General features: G+C 47.0%; 6 protein-coding genes. 5 read left to right on the plus strand and 1 reads right to left on the minus strand.

Annotation, left to right across the window (positions count from 1 at the left end):
- Position 1 precedes the first annotated feature (1 nt).
- The gene (locus J8Z24_RS00655) at positions 2-4393 is read left to right on the plus strand and encodes a type I polyketide synthase (protein WP_252095103.1); all 4392 of its coding nucleotides are present in this window, start codon (positions 2-4) and stop codon (positions 4391-4393) included.
- A 130-nt stretch (positions 4394-4523) separates the two neighbouring features.
- Positions 4524-6947 (plus strand): penicillin acylase family protein, encoded by a 2424-nt coding sequence (locus tag J8Z24_RS00660; protein ID WP_252095104.1) that lies wholly within the window; start codon positions 4524-4526, stop codon positions 6945-6947.
- Between the two features lie 57 nt (positions 6948-7004).
- Here the strand turns inward: J8Z24_RS00660 and J8Z24_RS00665 are convergent, their stop codons facing one another.
- Positions 7005-9167 carry a TonB-dependent siderophore receptor gene (locus J8Z24_RS00665; RefSeq protein WP_176032930.1) on the minus strand — a complete coding sequence of 721 codons (2163 nt, stop codon included), beginning with the start codon at positions 9165-9167 and terminating at the stop codon, positions 7005-7007.
- Between the two features lie 235 nt (positions 9168-9402).
- Between J8Z24_RS00665 and J8Z24_RS00670 the strand changes: the two genes are divergently transcribed.
- The 3 genes from J8Z24_RS00670 to J8Z24_RS00680 all read left to right on the plus strand — a co-directional run bounded on the left by J8Z24_RS00670 (position 9403) and on the right by J8Z24_RS00680 (position 24545).
- Positions 9403-14019 (plus strand): non-ribosomal peptide synthetase, encoded by a 4617-nt coding sequence (locus J8Z24_RS00670; RefSeq protein ID WP_176032929.1) that lies wholly within the window; start codon positions 9403-9405, stop codon positions 14017-14019.
- A gap of 142 nt (positions 14020-14161) precedes the next feature.
- Positions 14162-23242 (plus strand): non-ribosomal peptide synthetase, encoded by a 9081-nt coding sequence (locus J8Z24_RS00675; protein ID WP_252095105.1) that lies wholly within the window; start codon positions 14162-14164, stop codon positions 23240-23242.
- 241 nt (positions 23243-23483) lie between these two features.
- Positions 23484-24545, plus strand: a complete 1062-nt coding sequence (locus J8Z24_RS00680; protein WP_125251333.1) for a TauD/TfdA family dioxygenase — start codon at positions 23484-23486, stop codon at positions 24543-24545.
- The last annotated feature ends 14 nt before the right edge of the window (positions 24546-24559 follow it).

Genomic DNA, 24559 nt, shown 5'->3' on the forward strand with positions numbered 1-24559 from the left:
GATGACAGAGCAAACATTTAACCCTTTAGATATTGCCGTGGTAGGTATGGCAGGCCGCTTTCCTGATGCGGATAATGTTGACGCATTATGGCACAACGTTCGTAGTGGCCACTGCGCGATTAACACCCTCACTGATGACGAGCTTGCAGCTGCGGGGGTAAGCGAAGCACAGCGTGAACATGCGGATTATGTGAAGGCAGCTATCCCATTTGCCAATAAAGATCAGTTTGATGCTGAATTTTTTGGTTACACACCAAAAGAAGCTACCCAGTTAGATCCGCAGCAGCGACTATTTTTGCAAACCTGCTGGCATGCGTTAGAGCAGGCAGGCCTAATGGAAGCAGGCCAGTTTACCGGCGTATTTGCAGGATGTGGTGTGCCTGCATATTTGCTGAAACACCTACTTCCCCAGCAGCAAGATAATGATATTACTAGCTTATTGGCGCTCACCAATGGTAATGAAAAAGACGCACTGGCAACTCGGATCAGTTATGAATTAGATTTAACTGGGCCGGCGGTAACGGTGCAAACTGCTTGCTCAACTTCTTTGGTGGCAGTGCACATGGCCTGCCGCGCGTTGCAAAACTATGAATGTGATAGTGCGCTTGCAGGTGGGGTGTGGCTCAATCTACTAGATGACCAAGGCTACCTTGCCCCAGTAGGTGGAAGTTTATCGACTAGCGGTAAATTAAGCGCGTTTGGTGAGCACGCGGATGGCATTTTAATTGGTAGTGGTAGCGCTGCTGTGGTACTCAAGCGTGTTGAGGAAGCCATAGAGGATGGCGATCATATCTTAGCGGTGATCAAAGGTTCGGCGGTTAATAATGACGGTAGAGACAAAGTAGGCTACACCGCACCGAGTGTCACAGGGCAGGCGGGTGCAATACGTGCGGCGCTCGAGTTTGCTGATGTTGATCCCCGCTCAATTGGCTACATAGAAACCCACGGTACAGGCACTAAGCTTGGCGATCCTATCGAAGTTGCCGCCTTATCGCAGGCATATCAACACACTGAAAAACAATACTGCGCGCTTGGCTCAATCAAGGCGAATATTGGTCACTTAGACTCAGCGGCTGGCGTAACAGGTTTAATTAAAGCAATACAAGCTTTACGCCATAAAGAGATCCCACCGAGTATCCACTGCACGCCACTCAATAGTAAAATCGACTTTGAGGCGAGCCCTTTTTATTTACCCCAGCAGGTGCAAACGTGGCACAGTGATGTTCCTCGCAGGGCTGCGGTCAGCTCGCTTGGTATGGGTGGAACAAACGCACATGTGATTGTTGAAGAGTATCAAGCGCCCGAGGGTAAGGGGACAAGTACCTCCGCGCCTTGGCATATCTTGCCTATATCGGCGGCTAACCCAGACAGTATTAAAAAACAGTGCCAGCAGCTGGCTAAAGTTATAGAGCAGCACCCGCAGCAGCTATCTCTGGTTGCGGCGCAGTTACAACACAAGAAGCGTCGCTTGTCAGCCTGCCATGCCATTGCGGTGAAAGATGCGACTCATGCGCTCGAGATATTAAGTCGTGAGCAGATTGATTGTACCACCACGAAAGCAGAACCGGTTGGTTTGTTGTTTTCAGGTCAAGGCTCGCAATATGTCACGATGGCACAGCCTTTATATCAGCATATCACTGCATTTAAAACGCACTTTGATGATGTAATGGCGCGCGTGCCGAGCCAACTCCAGTCAGAGCTACAAGCCGTGTTTTTCCCATCAGATGAGCAGATTTTGGCAGCCAATCAGCTCTTAAATCAAACTCGAGTTACACAACCTGCACTCTTTATTGTGGCGTATGCGATGGCTAAATGTTATCAGACGCATGGTGTGCAAATACATGCAATGTTAGGCCACAGCATTGGCGAATATGTTGCTGCGTGTTTGGCTGGCGTTATGTCGGTAGATGATGCCATTACACTGGTCATCGCACGCGGTGAAGCACTACAGCAAATGTCAGAAGGGGCGATGTTATCGGTGATGGCAAGCGCGGAGCAAGTACAAACTTATCTGCATTCTGAGTTAGATATTGCTGCGCAAAATAGCCCTCAAAATACGGTGGTGGCAGGGACAAAAGCAGCTATCAAAGCGCTGCAAAGCACCTTAAAAGAGCAGCAAATAAGCTGTACACGTTTACACGTTTCTCACGCATTTCATAGTCACCTGACAGAACCCGTGTTGGCAACGTTTGCAGAGGCACTAGCAAAGGTTGAGCTACATACCCCAACACTGCCATTTGTCTCTAATGTTACCGGAGAGTGGATCACGGCGACTCAGGCAACGTCAACACAGTATTGGCTGGATCATATCCGCAAGCCAGTTAAGTTTGCCCAAGGTGTACAAACGCTAGCGCAATCATGCCCAGTGCTAATAGAAGCAGGCCCTGGCGATACATTGCAAAAACTCAGCATGCAGAATCTTGGTGAGCAAGCACTCGCGCTACACTCGATTGCACATGTAAGAGATCTGAAAGCGGCCATACCTCCTTTTATCAACACGCTTGCGGCACTTTGGCAGCGCGGTCATGAGATTAGCTGGCAGCAAGTCACTGACTATCCACGTGGTCAAATGATGATCACACCAGAGTATGTATTTGCAGATACGCGTTTTTGGCAAGAGGCACAGCAGTTACAAGCACAGGTTGTTGGATCGCAAGACACTCCCCCTGAGTTACTTACGCCAATCTGGCAACAAACGCCACTGCTACCAAGCGCAAGCCAAGTGCCGAGTGCAGAGCAATGGCTGGTGATTTGTGATGATAGCCCACTTTGCGGTGTGCTAGTGAACGCACTTCAAGCTCAGCAAGTTGCAGTACTTCAACTGTGGCATAGTCGTGATTTTGAGCAGCAGCAGGCGCGAGTATACCGTGGCGATACGCAACAAGCTGAAACCCTAGAAGCGATTGCGGCACAATCTGGCGGTATCGACAGAGTCCTTGATTTAAGATTACTCGGTGATGATGTATTGGCATTTTCGAGCCACTTAGCACTGTTTCAATGGGCGGTGGCTAACAAAACCGCGGTAAGCCTTGTGACCACTGGGCTATTTTCGGTGTTGGGAAATGAAGCCATATCACCGCAAAAAGCGACACTTTTAGGTGCAACGCGGGCATTGCGCCACGAAGCATCAGAGTTAGCAATACAAGTACTTGATGTTGATGAAGCGATTGCCAACGCCGCGAACAATAGGCTCAATTCGACGTTACTTCAGCATTTACTTTACGATCAGAGCGTGGAAGTGGCTATCCGTGGTAAAAACGCCTTTAGCTTGTCACAACAGACACTGGCGGAGGTGACAACAGTGCCAGCTTGCACTGAGCAAGCCGTTACCTTTATTACCGGCGGCCTAGGCGGTGTAGCCCTTGTTCTTGCCGAGCAACTTGCACAGCAAGGACATAAACTTGCTCTACTCAGTCGCAGAGCAATACCAGATCCAACACAATGGCAGCGACTGGCAGCGAACGCTGACACAGAAGATGAAAGGGCGTTGTTTACGCAGTTGTGTGCATTACAAACCACAGCAGCTGATTTAATGGTATTACAAGGTGATGTTACTGATTTAACCGAGTTGAGCGATGCGGTCTATAAAGCTGAGACCAACTTAGGCAGTATTACGCATGTTGTGCATGCCGCAGGAGTTGCTGGAGGTGGCGTTCTGCCACAGCTAACCGCTGAGCAGGTGACGATGACATTGGCCGCAAAAGTCTCAGGTGCGGACAATTTACTGACCGTATTTGCACAGCACTCGTTAACAAAAATGATACTGTGCTCTTCGCTCGCTTCCGTACTCGGGGCGTTTGCGCAAAGTGACTATTGTGCTGCGAATGCCTATCTTGATGCCGTCACTTATCGCGCGTTACCATTTCCCGTTTGCACTATTAACTGGGATGGATGGGACAACATAGGCATGGCCGCAGGGCAGCAAGTGGCAAGTGGACTTGGTTTAAGTCGTGAACAAGGCGCAGCATTATTCAAGCAGGCGCTTACAAGTGATGTTCCACATATTTATGCCGCAGCCATGAGTTGGGCGCAGCGTGAAATCAAACTTCAAGCATTACTTGAGACCCTGGGTAGCGTTGACTCTGCGCAGCCGCTGACGTCACAAGGTAAAGCGCGACCATCTTTGGATGTTGAGTTTGAAGCACCCGAAAGCGAGCTGGAGCAGCGCTTAGCTAACTTGTGGTGTGAGTCTCTTGGTTATACAGAAGTTGGTATCTTCGATAACTTTTTTGCGTTAGGTGGAGACTCTCTGATAGCGATACAGATGATAGCAAAAGCAAAGCAAATCTTTGCTGTTGAAATCACACCAGCTGCCTTTTTTGAAGATCCCACGATTGATAACTTGGCATTTCTAGTTGAGGAAGCGCTGGTCGCAGAGCTAGAAAATCAATAACTGAAACGGGTGATAATCACCCGTTTTTTATATCTCACCTCATCTTAAACAAGTGATTTATTCCCCCTCGAAACCAATTGCAGCACGACTTCGATTGGTTTTATTACCCAGTAACAAGAAAAGGATAGGTATGAACTCTAATACACTGCTCATTCCATTATTATTATTTGGCTCCGTAGCATGTCAGGCCGACTACTCGTCAATTCAAAGTAATAACAAACAAGACGACAGCAAGCTTAAAGCGAAGATCACGCGTACTGAGTTTGGTATTGCGCATGTTACAGCGCATGATCTGCGCTCTTTGGCTTTTGGCTCCGGCTATGCACAAGCACAAGATCATGCTTGTGTCTTAGCGGATAGTTACTTGCGAGTACGTGGTGAGCGCGCTAAATATTTGGGTGCTGACTTGCATCATGCGGGCGACAACCGTCATGTAATGTCTGATTACCTGTTTAAGATTGCCGATATTCACCAGCAAGCTAAGTTAGCCTTTCCTCACCTTTCTGAAGATACACAAGCAGCAGCAGAGGGCTTTGCGGCGGGCTTTAACTTGTATCTCGCAGAGGTAGAAGAGGGTAAAGCGAGTCTAGAGCCGACCTGCCAAGGGCAAAACTGGGTGCAACCAATCACGGCAATTGACGTACTTGCCAATATCGCCGCGGCAGGTAGTGGAGCCAGTCTTGGGCAGTTTGCAACGGCTATTTTACAAGCACATCCTGGACAGGCTAATGAGTGGCTGCCAAGTGCAGCAAAGCCAGTCTCGCTGACCGCTCCCCTTGCTGCTGTCCCAAGTGCAGATACGCTTGTTACTCAAGGCTCTAATGCTTGGGCAATTGGTGGTGCACTGAGTGATGATGGCAAAGGGTTATTGATGGCAAATCCGCACTTTCCTATGACCGGGCAAATGCGTTTTTGGGCGTATCATGCCAACATTCCAGGTCAGCTAGATGTAATGGGGGCATCGTTACTTGGCTTCCCCGCAGCGGTAAATATTGGTTTTAACCACAATATCGCGTGGAGCCATACCTATTCAGCCTCAACACAGAGCGTAATTTATCGTTTAACGCTCGATGCAACTGATCCATTAAAATATGTTGTTGACGGCGAAACGAAGCAGATAGCGGTCAAGGATGTCTCAATTGAAGTGCTTAGTGATTCAGGTGAAATATACAGACTACACAAACCTGTGTATAAAGCTGAAGGTGGCATGCTGGTCGAAATCCCTAAAGTGTTAGAGTGGAGTGAGCAACATGCCTATGTATTAAAAAATACCAATATAAATAGCTTTGCGGCAATCGATCATTGGTTGGCACTGAATAAAGCGCAAACACTCGCTGAGTTCCAACAAACTTTTAAAGATCACAATGGCTTGATGTTTAATAATGTGATTTATACCGATAAAGACGGACAAGCATTTTATATCGATGCTGCCAATGTGCCAGACCTTCCGCCAATTGCATTACAGTATCTCAATGATAACGCGCAGGCGAAGCAGTACTTTGCAAAGTTCAGAGTCCCAGTGCTGCCAGGTGACTCGGCGGCGTATTATTATCAGCAAAGTGTACCGTATGAAGCAAAACCAAAGCTAACACGTACAGATTACGTGCAAAATGCAAATGACTCATATTGGCTCGCCAATGCGAGTGCACCGATAGCTAAAGTTTCTCCACTTTATGGTCAACACAGTGTATTGCAAAGTCGCAGAACACGACACTCCCTAGCTAAAGTGAGTCACCCAGTCGGGGCTGATAATAAATTCAGTGCTGATGAAGTGGCGACCATTTTGTTATCGAATACTGCGCTTATAACTCCAATAATTGACGATGTCATTGCCGCTTGTAAACAAGGTTGGCAACGCAAAACCATCACGATTGATGAGCAATCAATTGCGCTCGCGCCAAGCTGTGCAGCCTTGCAAAAATGGGATGGGCACTTCAATCAAACATCGATTGCGGCGCATCTAGTGCGGGAATTTGTTGCAAGAGTCAATGATAGGGAAGACTTTGAAGTCAGTTTTGATGCGCGAGATCCCGTGAATACGCCGCGCAATATTCGGATTGATGAAGCGTTATTTAAAGAGCTGGCTATCGCGGGTGAAATTATTCGCCATGCAGGCTTTACACTGGAGGCATCGCTTGGAGAGCTACAATTCTTTGAGCAGCATGGGCAGCGTTTTGCGTGGCAGGGTAATATGAACGTTGAGGGTGGGCTAAATGTATTTGCAACGCAAAATCGCCTTGATCAAACCATATTTGCACCTGTGGCAACGCCATCTGTAACAACGCCATACAATAACAGGCCACTGTGGAGTGGGTTGTCACAACGTGGATACGAGCTCCACTTTGGTTCTAGTTGGATGATGGTTGTGGACTTTGAGCAAACGGGAGTGAAGGCACAGGGCCTGTTAACCTATTCTCAATCACAACATCCAGATGCAGAGAATAGTAACGATCAAACCCGCCATTATAGTGAACAGAATAAGCTGGTGACGTTACCTTTTGAAGCCGCTGACATTGCCACGACGCAAATATCGACAACCGTTATTAAGCAATAACTATTTCGTAAAGACATTAAAAAAGGGGCTGCTAGCCCCTTTTTTGGTCAACCGCTATTAAAAGCGGTATTTTACGCTGAAGTTATACGCGCGAGGTTCACTGTACTTCTTCGGTACGAAGCCGTAAGTATCGTAGAAGCTTTCATCAGTTAAGTTACTGACATTAAGTTTGAAGCTAAGCTGCTTTGAGTAATCATACTTAACATGAGCATTGATCAGAGTCTGGCTGTCTTGCTCTGCACGTACGGCACCACGACGACCACCGGCTGGAAGGCCAAGGTCAACGCCCGGTACGTTAAGAATGTCTACTTTTCTGTCGGTATCCCATGTCGCGTTTAAGCCAAAGCTCCAAGCTTCATAGGTGTACTTAGTGCTGACATTGAGTGTTTGTCTTGGTGCATATAGGTTAATGTCTTCGCCGTTTTCGTCAACGACATCAAAATCACTATAGCCAAGGTTAACTTGCCAGTTATCAGTAATATCCGCATTTAGTTCGATTTCAAAGCCATCAGCTTCTGCACCATCTACAGGGCGATACCTTGCTGGTCTTTGATCCGCATACTCAGGAATAACGACACCAAAGTCTTCTTTTAAGCTATCAAAATAAGCCACGTTTAGGCGTAAACGGTCATCAAGTAGATTCGTTTTCACGCCTACTTCGATATTGCGTGCGGTGATTGGATCAAGTTGCTTTAGGTTTACGTCAACTTTGTCTAGCTGAGGTTCATAAGCATCTGTGTAACTGACATATGTACTAACTTGTTCGTTGATGTCGTAAACAAAGCCTAGGTATAAGCTTTCACCGCTTTCATCTCCTTTATCGCTAGAGAAGCCACTCCACGCAAAGTCACGCTCATTGGTGCGTTCATAATCGAAAAACTTGATACCTGCGACTGCGTGTAGATCATCAGTAAGAACCAATTTACTGCTGATGGCCAAGCTTTGTTCTTTTGTTGTTTTATCCCAATAACCAATAAATTGCTTGTCGGTTGCATTCAAGTGTGAAGCCGGGTGGCGATTATAAATTGACTGAAGTGGATAAAAAACGGTGCGTTTGTTTGCGTCCAACTCTTCATAACGATCATCCGTTGATTCGAAGTCAGCATTGAGATAAGTCACATTGACCTGATGCGAGCGGTCGAATAGATCAAAGCGGCCCACTAAACCTAAAATAAAGTTGGTACCATCTACAGTTTCTACCCAGCGACGATCACCACCTTGTAACCCCAACCCTGTTTGCTTGTCAGGGTTACCACTAAAGTAGGTCATGGTAATGTCAGCTTCTGTTTTGCTGTACTGCGCACCAAAGTTAAGCGCCCAGTCTAAGTTGAGCTGATGCGATAATTTAAAGTGGTAACTTTGATGCGTATTGCCATTGAAGCTATCCGGTGAAGATAGATTGGTTTTTTTGTCAATTTCTACCGATGAGCCATCAGAATAAAAAATAGGTAGTCCCCAAGGTGACAGCTTTAGTTCACTATCTTGGTAATGTACGGTGAATGACGCTTCAGTATCATCAGAAAAATAATGGTGTAGCTGAGTGTAAGCAACGATTTTGTTGCTATTCTCTTTGTCTACAAAGCTGTCTTTATCTTCATAAGCAAGAATAAGGCGGCCAGCAAGCGCTTTATCATCTGTTAACGCACCAGTTGCATCAAGATGCGAGCGTACTTTATTCCAAGAGCCAACCTCAGCACCGACTTCAACAAAACCATCTCTGTCGGGTTGTTTAGTGATCACATTTAAGGTCGCGGATGGCTGTCCTGCTCCAGCCATTAAGCCTGCAGCACCTCTTAGTACTTCTACGCGGTCATAGACAATGGTATCTAAGCGACTTTCTTGAGGGCCTGCAATAGAGGTTGGTAAGCCATCTTTTACCAACGCATTGATAAGATAACCGCGAGAGGTAAATTCGGTATTATCACCTGCACCAAACTTATATCGAGAAATACCAGTTGCTTGAACTAAGACATCTTCCAGATCATCAAGCTCAAAATCGTCGATAAAGTCATGGCTTAATACCGTGACAGACTGTGGGGTTTCTTTGATGGTAAGGTCCAAACCTGTTGGGCCTGAGTTACGTTTAATTGGTTGACCAACCACATCAATCCGTTCGATGTTTTTGGTGCTGTTCTGCGTATTGGCTAAAGTAGTAGGTGAGAAGTATATCAGTGACAGCATAAGAGATAATGCTGCTGATTGATGAGCTTTGCTTCGCATGGGTTTTTTCATTCCTGATTTTGTTATTTTGGCCAGTTATGCCATTTTGACTTAATGGTTTATTAAGCAAATTGGTATAAAACGCACTTTTGGCGCGCACCCGTAGGACGAAAAGTCGAAACAAAAATTTAGTAAAAGGAATCATTTTTATTTGCGACTGTTTTTTTCATTTTTTCACTCGTCTACTTGCCAAGTAAAAATGGCAGTTGCATTGTCCTAAACTGGAGACAAGAAAGTGGAAGCACCAACGAGAAAGCGCCAACGAAAATCACGGCTACACTCGACATCAACCCAACAGCTAAATGACCTAATAAAACAAAGAGCAAATGCGGCTCAGGTTAGCTTGTTAAGTCGCTCTGAGGTACAAGAACAAGCGCCTTTGACCGCAGCTCAGCAGCGCCTTTGGTATGCTTGGAAAGTTGCTCCGCATGATAAAGCATATAATTTAGCTGGATCTTTGCACTTTGATGGGCAATTAGATGCGGAGTTGGTCAAACGCAGTTTCGACGTGTTGCAGGCGCGCCATGGCGCACTTCAGATCCAGTTCTGCGAAACCGAAGCTGGGGTGTATCAGCAGCAAAATCCACAACTGAATTTTGAATTTTCAGTGGTCTCAATGGCGCAAACAAATGCCAATCAACCAGCTGATAAATTAAGCCATGCAATGCGTCCATTCGACTTATTATCAGAGCCGCTATTGCGGGTAGTATTGGTGAGTCATGAGAGCCGTTGTGAATTGCTGATTGTGATGCACCATATCATCACTGATGGCACTTCGATGCAAATTTTATTTGATGAGTTTGTGGATGTTTACCAAGCATACACGCTCGGAAAAGCGCCTGCGACACAAAAACAAGTCGACTTTATCGATTATGCCTGCTGGCAAGCGACACAAGATAACAGCACCAAGCTCGCGCAGCAAAAGCGCAATTGGGTGGCGCAGCTTCCGACACAAATAGAGGCCATCACGTTGCCAGCTGCGGAGTCAGCAAGGCGTCTAGAGACTTACACAATGGCGACGCATAGCGCCACATTGACAGAGAACATAGTGCAGGCGGTGAGTAGTACCGCTGAGCGCTTTGGCACCACGCCTTACTTGGTGATGCTAACCGTTTTTCAAATGACACTACAGCGTTTTTGTGGTCAACGAGATGTCTTAGTCGGTGTCCCCGTGGCAAATCGCCATATAGCAGAGACCTTAGGAGTGATAGGCTTTTTTGTGAATACGCAAGTGAGTGCGCTACGTGTTACTGAGCACGATAGTTTTTCGACACTCATAGCGCAAGCCAAGCAGTATCACCATTTTGCGCAGTCTAACCAAGATTTACCCTTTGAGCAGCTCATTGATGCACTGGCGGTTGAGCGAGTGAACGGCACCCATCCGATCTTTCAAGTGATGTTCAACTATCTGCGTCGTGATAAGCAGCGCGCCAAACAGTTACGTGACGCGACGCTCAGCCATGCGCAGGCACATCGCTTTACCATGCCTTTTGACTTACATTTGGATGTTATCGATGTACAAAATGAAGGGGTTCAGTGTCACTTTTATTATGCAGAAGAGCTTTATCAAGCGCCGTTTATCGCGCAGTTCCAGAGAGCGTTTTTTACCGCACTCAACCACCTGACTTCATGTTCGACGACGCCAATTACACAAGCAAGTTTATGGCAAAGCGATACAGCAAGCCGTTTGCCTATCGGTGAATCGACTCAACCGGGTGCCGATCTGCTCGCACAGTTACAATACTATGGTGAACAACAGCCTGAACAGGTTGCCGCAGTAGGTAAATCTGGTGTCCTGACTTATGGTGAACTGGTGCAGCTTAGCGATAAAGTGGCTGCAATACTACAGAGTAAAGGAATACTTGCACAGCGCCGTGTGGGTCTGCGAATGTCGCGCGATATTACCGCACTGGTAAGTATTTTTGGGGTGCTAAAAGCGGGCATGACATATGTTCCGATTGATGCCTCACTTCCTGAATCGCGACAACAGTATTTAATAGACAACAGTGAAGTTGCATTGGTTATTTCGGATCTTGAAACGACGCTAGCGATACAATGTGAGCAGGTGCCGTATCAACAGTTAATGGCACAAACGCCTGCGCCATTAACGCCGCCATTACGTCATAGTAAACAACTGGCTTATGTGCTTTATACATCAGGTTCAACTGGGCTGCCAAAAGGGGTAGCGGTGACCTTTGCTGGACTAAATAATTACTTAGCCGATGCCAGCGAGCGCTACATGGCAACATGCTCACGAGCCGTGGTCAGTTCAACGTTGTCATTTGATGCCACAATCACCAGCCTGCTAGTACCTATTTATGCTGGTAAACGTGTTGATATGATTGCGCAAGATGACGGACTGCTGGAGCAAGTAGCAGAGTGTATTCAACAGGCAACAGACAATACATTGTTTAAACTCACTCCCGCACACCTTGATGGCTTGCTGAGCTTAGGTCGTCATATCACTTCTTCGCTGCATCATTGCTTTGTTATCGGTGGAGATAAACTGATGTCGGGGACAGTGGCGAAGCTGCAACGTCATCTAATCAATAGTCGCTTTATTAACGAGTATGGGCCAACGGAAACTGTGGTGGGGTGCTCCGCATTTTTAGTGACCCCACAATCCTGTGCCGCGCATACGGTGCAACCTATTTCTAACGCACTGAACAATACCGCGCTGTTTGTTTTAGATGAATATCTTAACTATTGCCCTGCGAATGCGGTTGGCGAGTTATACATTGCTGGCGCTGGCTTGGCACAAGGTTATCTAGGTCGTGCTGATCTAACGGCAGAGCGTTTTATTGCCAACCCTTTTAGTGACGACGGTAGTCGGCTCTATCGGACAGGCGATATAGTGCGTTATGAGGCCGATGGCACTTTGCTTTACCTTGGTCGCAGTGACAACCAAGTGAAAATTCGAGGCTATCGTATTGAGCTGGCAGAAATTGAAGCCCAGCTATGCACGCTACCAAACGTTGACGAGGCGGTGGCGATAGTAGAGGAAGGGGCGACCCACTCTCGGATCATTGGCTATGTGGTTGCAAGCGAAGTTGATGTGCCCGGGGCGCTTAGTCATCTCGAAAAGCATTTACCCCAATATATGCTCCCTGCGCATATTATCGCCTTAGACAGCATTCCGCTAACCGTCAATGGCAAGGTAGATAAAACCGCGTTACCTAAAGCCAGTCTCCAATTAGCCCGCGACTATATTGCGCCAGAGGGGGAAATGGAACAGCTGATAGCCAGACTTTGGCAAGCGCAGCTTGGCCTTGAGCAGATAAGTCGTCACGATAGCTTCTTTAAACTCGGTGGCGACTCTATTATTGCTTTGCGGTTTATCGCTGCTTTGGGTAAAGCGCTTGGCTATGTTGTGCCGCTTAAGACCTTATTGCTGAATCCGGTGCTAGAGCAGTTTGCAGACGCGATTAATCAGCCGCAGAGTACGATACTGGCACTGGAAAAAAGGCCGCAAAATATACCTGCTTTGGCATCCCCTGGACAAAGAAGCTTGTGGGTTGCACACCAGTTGGCGTTGAATAAAGGCGAAGCGATGAGTTACAACATGTTTGGAGGGGTGGATCTGCACGGCGAACTTGAGGTAACAAAGCTACAGCTGGCATTAGATAAGCTTGTTGAGCAACAATCTGCACTACGTACGTGGTTTGCTGAAGTGGATGGTGAAATTAGGCTGAACGCCGCGGCGCACACACGCATCGTCATCGAAGAGTTCGATTTCAGTGCCTTAGATGATGAGGCTAAAGCCAAAGCGCTGGCACATCAGCAACAGCAGTTGTCGTTACATCAATTTGACTTGGCCGCCCCCCCACTTGTGAAAGTGAACGCGGTTTGGCTTGCACCAAAACACCTGCGCTTGTTAGTTAATATGCACCATATTATTTCAGATGGTTGGTCGATTGCGATCTTCATTGAGTCTTTGAGCAATTTGTATGGTGATAGCCATCAAGACAAAGATGCTGAACTGGCATTTGAGTATGACGACTTTGCACATTGGCAACAGCAGCGCTTACAGAGTGAGGAAGCTAAAACGCATCAAAGTTATTGGCGTAATACATTACGTGATGCTCCGACTTTGTCATTATTTCCTGCACACAAACCACTGTCAGAGCAATCCAGTGATGTTGGAGCAGAGCTAAGCTTGGTGTTCTCTGAAGCGCAAAGCCAGCAATTACGGCAATTTGCACAATCACAGCATGTCTCGCTAAATTCAGTCATGATGACTGCTTATTTACTGTTTTTGCAGTACGTAACTAAACAGCAAGATTTAGTGGTAGGGACCGACTTAGCGGGCAGAGAGATCCCTGAGTTAGAAAAAATCATTGGTTATTTTGTGAAAGTGCTGCCAGTTAGAACACAGCTATCAACAACGACCTCAATGGCGAACGCGGTAAAAACTGTGCACCATACACTTGCAACGACGATGGAGCATCAGTTATTGAGTCTGGATGAAATCATTAAACAGGTAAATCCACCTCGGGATCAGTTTAATGCGCCAATTTTACAGCAGTTATTTGTGATGCAAAACGCACCCAAAGCAAGCTGGCAAGCTCAAGGCGTGTCGTTTACGCCAGCGGTGATCGACTTACCTAAGTATAGTAAGTTTGCGAATGCGTTATTTGTCACTCCTAATGATGAGATTGAATGCACTTGGCTTTATAGAAAGGCATTGTATGACGGTTCAGCGATGCGTCTGTGGTTGCAGCAGTGGCGCACATTATTGTTGTCATTGATTGCTCAGCCAGATACGGCCATCAGCGAGCACTATCGAGCGCTTTCGGCTGTCAGCGGCCATAAACCCAAGTCAAATAAGTTTGCTAAATTTAAAGCTAAGTAATAGCTGCAATAGCACAACAGTAAAAGCCAAGCCTAGCGCTTGGCTTTTATGATCAAAAAGTAAATTTCAACTGCCTTGTACCGTCTTACTGATACTTTGGCCGCCTCGCGGTGTCAACTTTGAAGATAGGCATGGTGTAAATATGCAAGATGATTTTTTAGCGGATATTGATAGCGATATATTGAGTTTACTACTGGAGCAGGACTCGTCTGATGGGATCCCTCGTATATCCGGCAATGCCGCCCCTTTGTCATATTTACAGCAACAGCTATGGACACTGCAAGCACTTGATGAGTCAAACACCAGTTACTTGATGCCTGTGGTTTTTGCAGTAACGGGGCAGATTGATCCAAGTAAACTAGAGCAAGCACTGCAAGCTGTTATTGCCAATCACGGAGTATTTAGAACGCAATTTGTCACCACTGATGATACCCCAACTCAGGTCGAGCTTGATGAGGTCAGCTTTTCTTTAGCGCAAGTACAAAGTGACGTGACAAGAGCCGACTACCTTGCTAGCGAAGCATTAAATCAGTGGCTGTTAGCAGCAAAAGACTTATCACAGGCACCACAACTCAAAGCACAGCTCATCACCTGTGCTGATCAATTACAAATATTGGCGCTGAGCTATCATCACCTCGTGTCAGATGGGTGGTCTAATAATCTGATTTTAGCTGATTTAAAAAGTGCGTATCGGGGGCTGGCACTCTCAATGCCAGCGCTGCGCTACCTTGACTTTGCACATTGGCAGCGTCACGCGTTATCACAACAGCATCCTGCGGTGGCATTTTGGCAGCAATACCTTGAAGCGCCGCGACAACCCTTACGGTTGCATCAGCAGCACACAACCACCACTAAGTTGAAGTCGGTAGGTGGGCGTCAGCAGTTTACGCTTTCAGCGCCTTTATGTGCCAGCCTTAGCGACTTTTGCAAGCGCAATCAGGTCACGCCATTTGCCTCTTTATTGGCAACATGGCAACTATTGTTGTCGCGTCATCATGGTAATGAGCAGTTTGTAGTGGGCGTGCCAAATGCGGGTCGCTCAGAGGAGCAGGTGCAAGATATTGTTGGCTGCTTTATCACCACACAGGCTTATCGCTGCGAAGCACATTGTGGACGCTCCTTTATAGAAACGGTAAAACAAATACAGCGTCATGCACTGACTTGTACACAATACAGTGATGTACCGTTTGAATACGTGTTGTCGGTGTTACCTGAGCATCGCGGCGATCTGCGCCAAGGTGGCTTTTTTCAAGTTGGGTTTGATTGTCAGCCGCAATTACAAGGGCAGCTCGACTTTGGAGATTTCTCACTCGCTCCAGTAGCAGGTGGCAGTATGCAGAGTAAATTTGCGATTGCGCTATCGGCACAAACCAGTGAAACGAGTGTTATCTGTGAGATAGAGTACGATTGCGCACAGTTTGATACACCATACATTGAAGTGCTGCAACGAGAGTTTTGCCAGCTACTGACACTGGCACTTGGGCATGATGCTGAGAAAATCGGGAATTGGCTTGATGTCGCCTACGAAAACCAGCCTGCGTATCTTCCTGAAAGCCGCGCGAGTAAAGGAAAACAACTCGCACCAGAAACGCGACTAACGCATGAGTTAGTTCGCCAGCAAGCGCTTAGTTCACCGACGGACACTGCGCTTATCTTCCAAGACCACCACTTTGATTATCAATGGTTAGAGGCGCACAGTAATTATATTGCGGCACAACTGCAACGTCATCATATCAAAGAGGGAGAGGTGGTTGGTATAGCCTTGCCACGTACCCCATATTTGATTGCTAGCTTGTTGGCGTGCTTTAAATCAGGTGTGGCGTATTTACCCCTTGATCCTAAGTTGCCACAAGACAAGCTCACGCACATGATAGAAGATAGTCAGTGTGCGCTCATTGTCGGTGAGCAATTGTCTGCGTCTTCATGCGCGGTGATTGCAGAGGCTGAATTAATATGCTCAGACTTATCTGTTTGGTGCCAGCAAGACGCCGCGCTTGCTGTGCATCCTGAGCATATTGCGTATCTAAATTATACCTCAGGCTCGACAGGAAAAGCCAAAGGGGTGGCGGTGCCACATGGGGCGCTGAGCCGTTATATTTTTACCGCAGCGGATTTCATTTCGCTTACCCAACATGATGTCGTGTTACAGTTTGCAACAGCAAATTTTGATGCGTTTGTAGAGCAAGTTTTTCCCACTTTGGTTGTCGGTGCCGCTTTAGTGATGCGAGATGACACGTTGTGGGACGCGCAAACCCTGTATGAGCAAGCTAGCAAGCACAGTATTAGTGTGATGGACTTAAGTGCGGCCTATTGGCGACAAATTGCCGAAGATTGGTCGTATTTAATGCCAAAGCATCAATGGCAATTACCCGCGCTTAGGCAAGTGCACTCAGGCGGTGAAGCCATGTCAAAACAGGCCATTAGTGCATGGCGAGCGGCAGGGCTTGAAAAGGTGAAGTTGGTCAATACTTATGGCCCGACAGAAATCGTAGTTGAAGCGGCTATTTTTGACTGTAGTGCGTTGGATGTTGAGCGTATCAATTCTGTACCTATAGGTAGCGCGATTGCTGAGCGGCAGCTGTATGTACTTGATGAACAGCTCAATCTGTTGCCACATGGGCAGGTTGGCGAGTTGTATGTTGGTGGTGAAATTTTAGCGCAAGGCTACTTAAGACGCCCAGGACAAACCGCGGCGAGCTTTGTTGCTGATCCGTTTAGCGATAGTGGTCAACGCCTATATCGCACCGGTGATTTAGTGAGATGGAATGCTCAAGCACAACTTGAGTTTATCGGTCGAGTAGACAACCAAGTGAAAATTCGCGGCTTCCGTGTTGAAATTGAAGAGGTTGAGCTTAAGTTACGTGCTATCGAAGGTGTCAATGATGTTGCTGTGATTGCACAGCAACACGCAGAGTCGACCCGGTTGCTAGCCTACCTATGTTCAACCCGTGATGTACATGATATTCAAGCGGATACTCGAGCTATACTACCAGAATACATGGTGCCTTCAGTATTTATGCTTTTGGACAGCCTACCGCTTAACGCCAATGGTAAGGTCGACAGAGTTGCCTTGCCAACCCCTGCGGCATCACCGCAGCAGACACAAATAACGGCATGTATTGGTGAAGTAGAAACATTGATCGCTGAGATTTGGTGTAAGTTATTTAGCGTTGAGCAAGTTGGTCGTGACGATAACTTTTTTGCCTTAGGCGGTGACTCTATTATTTGCCTGCAAATGGTGTCACTAAGCCGACAAGCTGGATGGGAAATCAAGCCAGCGGATGTTTTTGAAGCGCAAACTATTATGGCGATTGCACCTTTGGCCACGCGATTGGAAGAGGTCAATAGCAGTGAGGTCGAGCATGTTGCCGGTAGTGCCCCTCTGCTGCCTATTCAGCAGGCTTTTTTCGCGCAGCGTGGACACGCTCCAAACCACTATAACCAAGCCGTGATGCTGCATGTATCGCAAACGATAGACTGTTCAGCGCTACAACAAGTGATCACACAATTAGTGCAACATCATGATGCCTTAAGGCTGCGCTTTTGCCGCGATAGTGAAGGCAACTGGCAGCAGTCTTTTACTGAATATAGTGCGTCAATGTTGGCGCAGATATTTACATTACATGAAGTTGAAAACGCCCAGATAACCGCGCTGGCAGACGATATTCAACGTAGTCTGGATATTCAAAATGGGCCAGTGATGCGGGTCGCGGTGATGCAAGTGGCAGATGGCAGTTACCGCGTCTTACTGGTTGTACATCATTTGGTGATTGATGGCGTGTCATGGCGAATTTTACTGGATGATTTGGCAGCAGGGTATGAGCAGCTTATTGCTGGTAAGACGTGGCAGCCAATTGCTAAATCCAGCAGTGTCAAAAAGTGGGCTGAAGCCTTGCAGCAATACGATGCGCACTTTGCTGATGAAGCTGAGTTTTGGCAAGCACAAACCGCCGCAAGATTGCCGTTGCCGTATCAAGATAAAACTGCCAGTGCAGCAGAAACTGAGTTAGCTACCGTTGAGCTGTATTGTCCACAAGCACTGACAACGCAGTTGCTGACACAAGCTAGCCGACCATACCGCACGCAAGTCAACGACTTATTGTTAAGTGCACTGAGTGAAGCACTTTACCGCTGGTTAGGGGCGGATGAATATGTGCTGCATCTAGAAGGGCATGGTCGCGAACCTTGGCAGCCATCTATTGATTTGAGTCGCACCATAGGGTGGTTTACGGCGATGTTCCCGCTGAAATTATCACGCCAAGATAACTGGCAAGAAACCATTCTTGCGACCAAAGAAACGCTGCGTGCTATCCCAAACAAAGGCATTGGCTATGGCGCACTCAAATATAACAGCGCGAAACCGGCAAGTAGCGCACCAGAGCTGGCAGATATTGAGTTTAACTATCTTGGGCAACTCGACAATAACTTTAGCAGTGATGGTATATGGCAGCCTGCGCGTGAAGACAGTGGCGCGAGTACCAACCATGCCGCAACGGTTGCAAGTGAGTTGTCGATACAAGCCCAAGTCTTAGGTGGGCAATTACAAATACGCATCAGTTTCGTCGCCACGCGATTGAGTAGAGACACTATTGAGGTGTTCACTCAGTTATTCCAGCAATGCTTGGAAGAGTTAGTGGCGCATTGTGCGTCGACAACGGCAACATTCAGTGCCTCAGATGTACCGCTAGCCCAATTACCAAAAGATACCTTAAGACAATTAGACGCGACAAAGATAAGTAAAGTGTATCCGCTTTCTGCGATGCAAGAAGGTATGCTTTTTCATGCTCAATATAGCGACAACAGTGCGTATGTGAACCAAATGCAGTTTGCGGTTACAGGTCTAGATGTAGTGGCGTTTAGCGAAGCATGGCAGCATGTTACGGATCGCCATGAAGTGCTGAGAACGGGGTTACTCACCAAAGAAAGCCCAGCGCACCAGTATGTAGTACATACGCATGCGGCAGACATCACAGTACTGGATTGGTCCTTTGAGGGCGGCGATGTAGAAGCAAAACTTGAACAACTTGCCAAGCAGCAGGTGTTATTGGGTTTTGATTTAGATAAAGACATAGGCTTTAACCGCGTGCTTATCATCAAACTAAATACACACCAACACCGCGTGATATGGACAAATCATCACCTTTTCACCGATGGTTGGAGTGCCTCACGCATGATGGGTGAATTATTAAGTGTATATCAAGGCCACACGTTAATGCCTGCGACAGGTCAGTATGAGCAGTATATTGGTTTTTTACAGACGCAAGATCACACCCAAAATCGTGATTATTGGCAGCAACAGCTGCGCCAATTAGATGAGCCTTGTACTTTGTTTGCGCAACAAAACACGCAACAGACGTCGCAAAATGGTGCGGGACATACCCGTTGGGTCATGGCGCCTGAGCAGACCGAGCATCTTGTCTCGTTTTGTCGTAGCCAGCAAATTACGGTAAACACCTTAATTCAAGCAGCATGGTCATTGGTGTTGAAAGCCAGCATAGGACACCAAGCTGTGTGCTTTGGCTCAGTAACGTCAGGAAGACCACCAGAACTTGCTCACAGTGACAGCATGCTTGGCTTGTTTATTAATACCCTACCGACCATTGTCACCGTGAGTCCTGAGGTCAATGTGGCAACATGGTTGCAGCAACTACAGCGCCAAAGTCTGCGGGCTCGTGAGCATGAATATACACCTCTTAGCGAGGTGCAAAAATGGGCCCGAGAAGGGGGAATAGATTGTCCAAATGGGTTATTTGACACACTAGTGGTATTTGAAAATTACCCAATTGCTGAAGCGCTTCAGCAAGCCGATAAAGCCACTACGCAATTTGAGTTACTGGCCAGCCGAGAAGAAACCGATTATCCACTCACGGTTTCCATTTCACAGCAAGAAACGGTGGACATCGCATTCCATTATCAGCAAGCAGCCTTAAGTGATGCAGATGCCGAGCAATTACTCGCACGCTTCTTATTGATAATCTCGCAATTACAAGAGCAGGTTACACAGCCTGTGGCGCATATTACAGGTCTCAGTGATGCACAGAGTGCTTCACTGATTGAACTGGGCGCAACAAAATACCATGGTGTAGCGCAGCAGCAGGACATATTGGCGTGTCTATATCAGCAGGCAAGCGTACATCAGGATACTGCTCGACTCTTTTGTGAAGCGCAGTCTCAAAGTTATCAAGCGCTATTGGCACGCAGTGAAAAAATTGCAGTTGGCTTGCAATTACAGGGTGTAACCAGTCAACAGCGCGTTGCGCTTTATATGCGTACAGGACTGGATACGTTGGCTTGTATTCTTGCGATTTGGCAGCTAGGCGCTGTCTATGTACCGCTCGATGTAGACTCACCAGAATCGCGTTTAAATGACATACTTGCGCTAAGTACACCGCAATTGGTACTGCACCAAGAGCGTGCGCTAACGCACTGTACAATGCAGCAAATATCGCTTCAATGTCTGATAAGTGAGGTGGATGAACAGTCATTGCAGCGACCAACATTTGACCCTCAGCAGCTCGCTTATTTGGTGTTTACGTCTGGCTCTACAGGCAAGCCAAAAGGGGTGGCGGTAACACGAGGTGCACTATTAAGTCACTGTTTGGCGATTGCAGATGCGTATCACTATGGTACTGAAGATCACGCATTGGCATTTGCGTCTTTGGGCTTTGACGCTGGGCTTGAGCAAGTGTTCGTCCCCTTATTGACCGGTGCGAAGCTGACGTTGGTGAATGGTAAAGCATTACTACCGGAGCAGTGCAGCGAGTTGGTTGTGGCGCATCAAATTAATATTGTTGATTTACCTCGTGCTTATTTACAGCACTTGCCCCATCTGGATGGCGTTCGTCTATGTATTGTAGGAGGGGAAGCTTGGCCAACAAAAGAGTTATTGCAATGGCGCAAGCGCGCGCCTCAGACGCGCTTCATTAATGCCTACGGCCCGACAGAAACCGTGATCACACCGACTATCTGGCAAGATGATCATAAGGTTGAAATAGACAGCTTATATGTGCCCATAGGGGCGGTGGTTGGGCATCGCCATGCTTATGTGTTAACTGAAGAACTTAACCTAGTACCTGCTGGTGGAGTCGGTGAGCTATATATTGCAGGTACTTTGGCGCAGGGTTATTTTGGCCGTGCTGACCTTACGGCTGAGCGATTTATTGCTAATCCATTTAGTGACAAAGGAGAACGTTTATATCGTACTGGCGATTTGGTGCGCTTTAATGAACAAGGGCAGCTTGTGTATCAAGGTCGTGCAGATCAGCAGGTAAAAGTGCGTGGCTATCGGATTGAATTAGCTGAGATAGAAAAGCGCATTATGGCGATGGCGGAGATAAGTAGCGTACTGGTACGGTTACAGCACACCGAACAAGGGGCGCAGTTGATAGCCTATGTGATCGGTGAGAATGTGGATCTGGCTGCGCTGCAAACATGTGCACAGCAGCTACCCGATTATATGCAGCCTGCCCATTGGCTAACATTGACGCAATTGCCATTGACCATCAATGGTAAGGTCGATGTCAATGCGTTGCCACAGCCGACGCAACCCAAAGCGGAGACTAAGTATCAAGAGATGGACGCGCAGGCGCGCCAGCTTAGCGTAATATGGAAAACATTACTTGGTGTTGACGCAACACCGCAGAGTCAGTTCTTTTATGACGGTGGCGACTCCATTTTAGCGATGCGATTAACGTCACAAATCAACCAAACGTTTGGCTTACAGTTGAAAGTTAGAGATATTTTTGAGCATAGTGAGTTTAGTGCGCTGGCTCAATACATCACAGCGCAGCGACAAAGCACAGATGATAACCGCGGCATTACTTTACAAGCGCAGCCATTCGCTCAGCAAATACCGGTATCAGCAGAGCAGCGCAGTTTATGGGTCACTGACAAACTGAGTGAAGCAAAAGACCGAGCCGCGTATAACATCACCACGAGTGTTAATCTCTTTGGAGCACTTGAACCCCACAGCTTACAGTGCGCTTTTGCGCAGTTACTGGCTTACCACAGTACGTTTAGTTATCGCTTTGTTGAACAAGAAGGTGACGTGGTCGCGGTGTATAGTGAGGACAATGAATTACAGTGGCAGTATGTTCAACTTGATGATGACTTAGCGCAAAACACTGCAGCAGCTGCTAAGCTCCGTGAGCATTTTGAGGTGACACCATTTAATTTAGCTGAGGATGTGTTATTGCGCGTCTTGTTGGTGGAAATTGCACCTGAGCACTATCAACTTACCATTAATATGCACCACATAGTGAGTGATGGTTGGTCTATGGGGAACTTGGTACATCAGGTCGGTGAGTTTTATTTGGCGCAAATTGAGCAGCGCCAAGCCCAACTGCCGCCACTGCAAGTGCAATATGGTGACTATGCACAGTGGCAACAGCAGCGTTTAGCAAGCCAAGAAGCAAAGGATGTTGCTCAGTTTTGGCGTACGAAGCTTGCAGATGCTCCAGCGCAAAGCGTGATCCCGTTACATTCTCCACGTCCTGAGCGCACCGATACGCAAGGCGATGTAATAGATTTTCAGATTGCGGCAACAACTCGAGAGGCCATTGAGCAACTTGCGCAGCAACAACAATGCTCTGTGTTTAGCGTGCTATTGGCAAGTTATGCTGCTTGGTTGTTTGAAACAACAGGGCAGCAAGATATGGTATTAGGTACGGATCTATCAGGTCGAGAACATGCGGATCTTGAACCTCTGATCGGATATTTTATCCGTGTCTTGCCGCTACGAGTTCGTCTTAATGGCGCAGTCGGGTTCACCCAGCTATGTGAACAGGTTCAGCAAACGCTATTGGATGTTCAAAGTAATCAGCTGCTTACACTAGATAGCGTGATAAATGAGGTAGGCGCGCAAAGAACAGCGGGCTTGTCACCGTTATTCCAGCAGCTTTTCGTTATGCAAAATACGCCAAAACCAGATTGGCCTATCGATGGGCTAGAAATGGAAGGTGTCGCTTCGGTGGATACGTCAAGTAAATTTGACTCGGCAATTTTTATTGATGCGCAAGAGCAGGCTTATCATGGTCGCTGTTACTTTAAAACGGCGCTATATCGCCGTGATAAAATCCAAGTCGCACTTGATAGGTGGATGCAATTGTTAACTCAGCTGGTGGAAAGCCCAACAGTTGGCATTGCGACATTGAAACCACACACGCCAAAGCAGGCTGGTCAAAGCAAGTTTAAGTCCAGCAAATTTGCTAAGTTTAAGAAGTAGTCAATCCGAGTGCGACTTAAGCCAGCGCTGAACTCCCTTCATTTATTCAACAATAAAGAGACGCATTGAGCGTCTCTTTATTGATTCAAATCAAGTAAATCTTCGACTTTGTAGTAAAGAAAGTACGACTTGCCACGTCATATCGCTAAGCAGACCAACTCAAGGTAGCAGGGCGATGATCTATTGGAGGTCCGATAGAGCATTACCGCGGATTGGTATGAGTCTATGACAGGAGAAAACGATGACGTCCACTGTGCGAAAAGGTAAATTTTCATCTCTTAAAAAAGGGGTAAAACCCACGGCTAGCGCTACTCAAGCCGCAACTTCAACAACATTCTTCAAAGGTGCGCAAGGGTTTCCAGCCGTTATCCAGCCAACCAGTAAAGATTTAGACCCGTATGTGTGGGCTGAAACAAATCGAGACTTTATAGAAAGCAACTTACTTAAGTATGCGGGCTTGGTTTTCCGTGGCTTTGGGTTAAAGACCCCACAGGAATTTGAGCAGTTTGCCAATGCAATTCAGCCAGGCTTATATGGCAACTATGGCGATCTGCCTAAAAAAGAGGGTGGTAAAAAGACTTATAAGTCTACGCCTTATCCTGAAAACAAAATGATCCTTTATCATAATGAAAGTTCACATCTAGAGCAGTGGCCGCGTAAACAGTGGTTTTTCTGTGAATTACCTTCTCCTGTTGGCGGTACGACACCCATAGTAGATTGTCGTCGAATGTTATCAGTTTTGCCCAGTGAATTGGTGCAAAAAATAGAAGAAAAAGGCTTGCTGTACCTACGTAATTTCCATAAGAGTGTTGACGTAAGCTGGCAGCATTTCTATAAAACTGACAGTAAAACTGAAGTGGAAGCGAGGCTGAATGCAGCAAATATTGAATATCAATGGCTAGAGAATGACGGCCTCCAAACAAAAACCAAAACCCATGGCGTTATTGTTCACCCAGTGACAAAGGAAAGGTCGTTTTTCAATCAAGTGCAACTGCATCATATTGCCTGTCTAGAGCCGGAAGTCAAAGAGAGTTTGATCGAGTTAGTGGGAGAGCAGCGTTTGCCTCGACACGTGTATTTTGGTGACGGCTCTGCTATCAGTGATGAAGAGATGGCCATTATTGGTGCTGCATATGAAACATGTGCGGTGCGTTTTGAGTGGCAGCAAGGTGACGTAGTGATGCTGGATAATATGCTCGCTGCACATGCCAGAGATCCATTTGAGGGTCCAAGGAAAATTGTAGTTGCTATGGGTGATATCTATACGCAACAAGATCTAAAACAAGCAAATCAAGCACAGTAAAAGGTAGTGCATAT

The sequence above is a fragment of the Pseudoalteromonas sp. SCSIO 43201 genome (assembly GCF_023716725.1).
Taxonomy (GTDB): Bacteria; Pseudomonadota; Gammaproteobacteria; order Enterobacterales; family Alteromonadaceae; genus Pseudoalteromonas; species Pseudoalteromonas peptidolytica.

What these genes read in the sequence shown, in the direction of transcription:
- J8Z24_RS00655 (WP_252095103.1), top strand. Translation starts at nt 2, where the DNA reads ATGACAGAGCAAACATTTAACCCTTTAGATATTGCCGTGGTAGGTATG.
- J8Z24_RS00680 (WP_125251333.1), top strand. Translation starts at nt 23,484, where the DNA reads ATGACGTCCACTGTGCGAAAAGGTAAATTTTCATCTCTTAAAAAAGGG.
- J8Z24_RS00665 (WP_176032930.1), bottom strand. Translation starts at nt 9,167, where the DNA reads ATGCGAAGCAAAGCTCATCAATCAGCAGCATTATCTCTTATGCTGTCA.
- J8Z24_RS00675 (WP_252095105.1), top strand. Translation starts at nt 14,162, where the DNA reads ATGCAAGATGATTTTTTAGCGGATATTGATAGCGATATATTGAGTTTA.
- J8Z24_RS00660 (WP_252095104.1), top strand. Translation starts at nt 4,524, where the DNA reads ATGAACTCTAATACACTGCTCATTCCATTATTATTATTTGGCTCCGTA.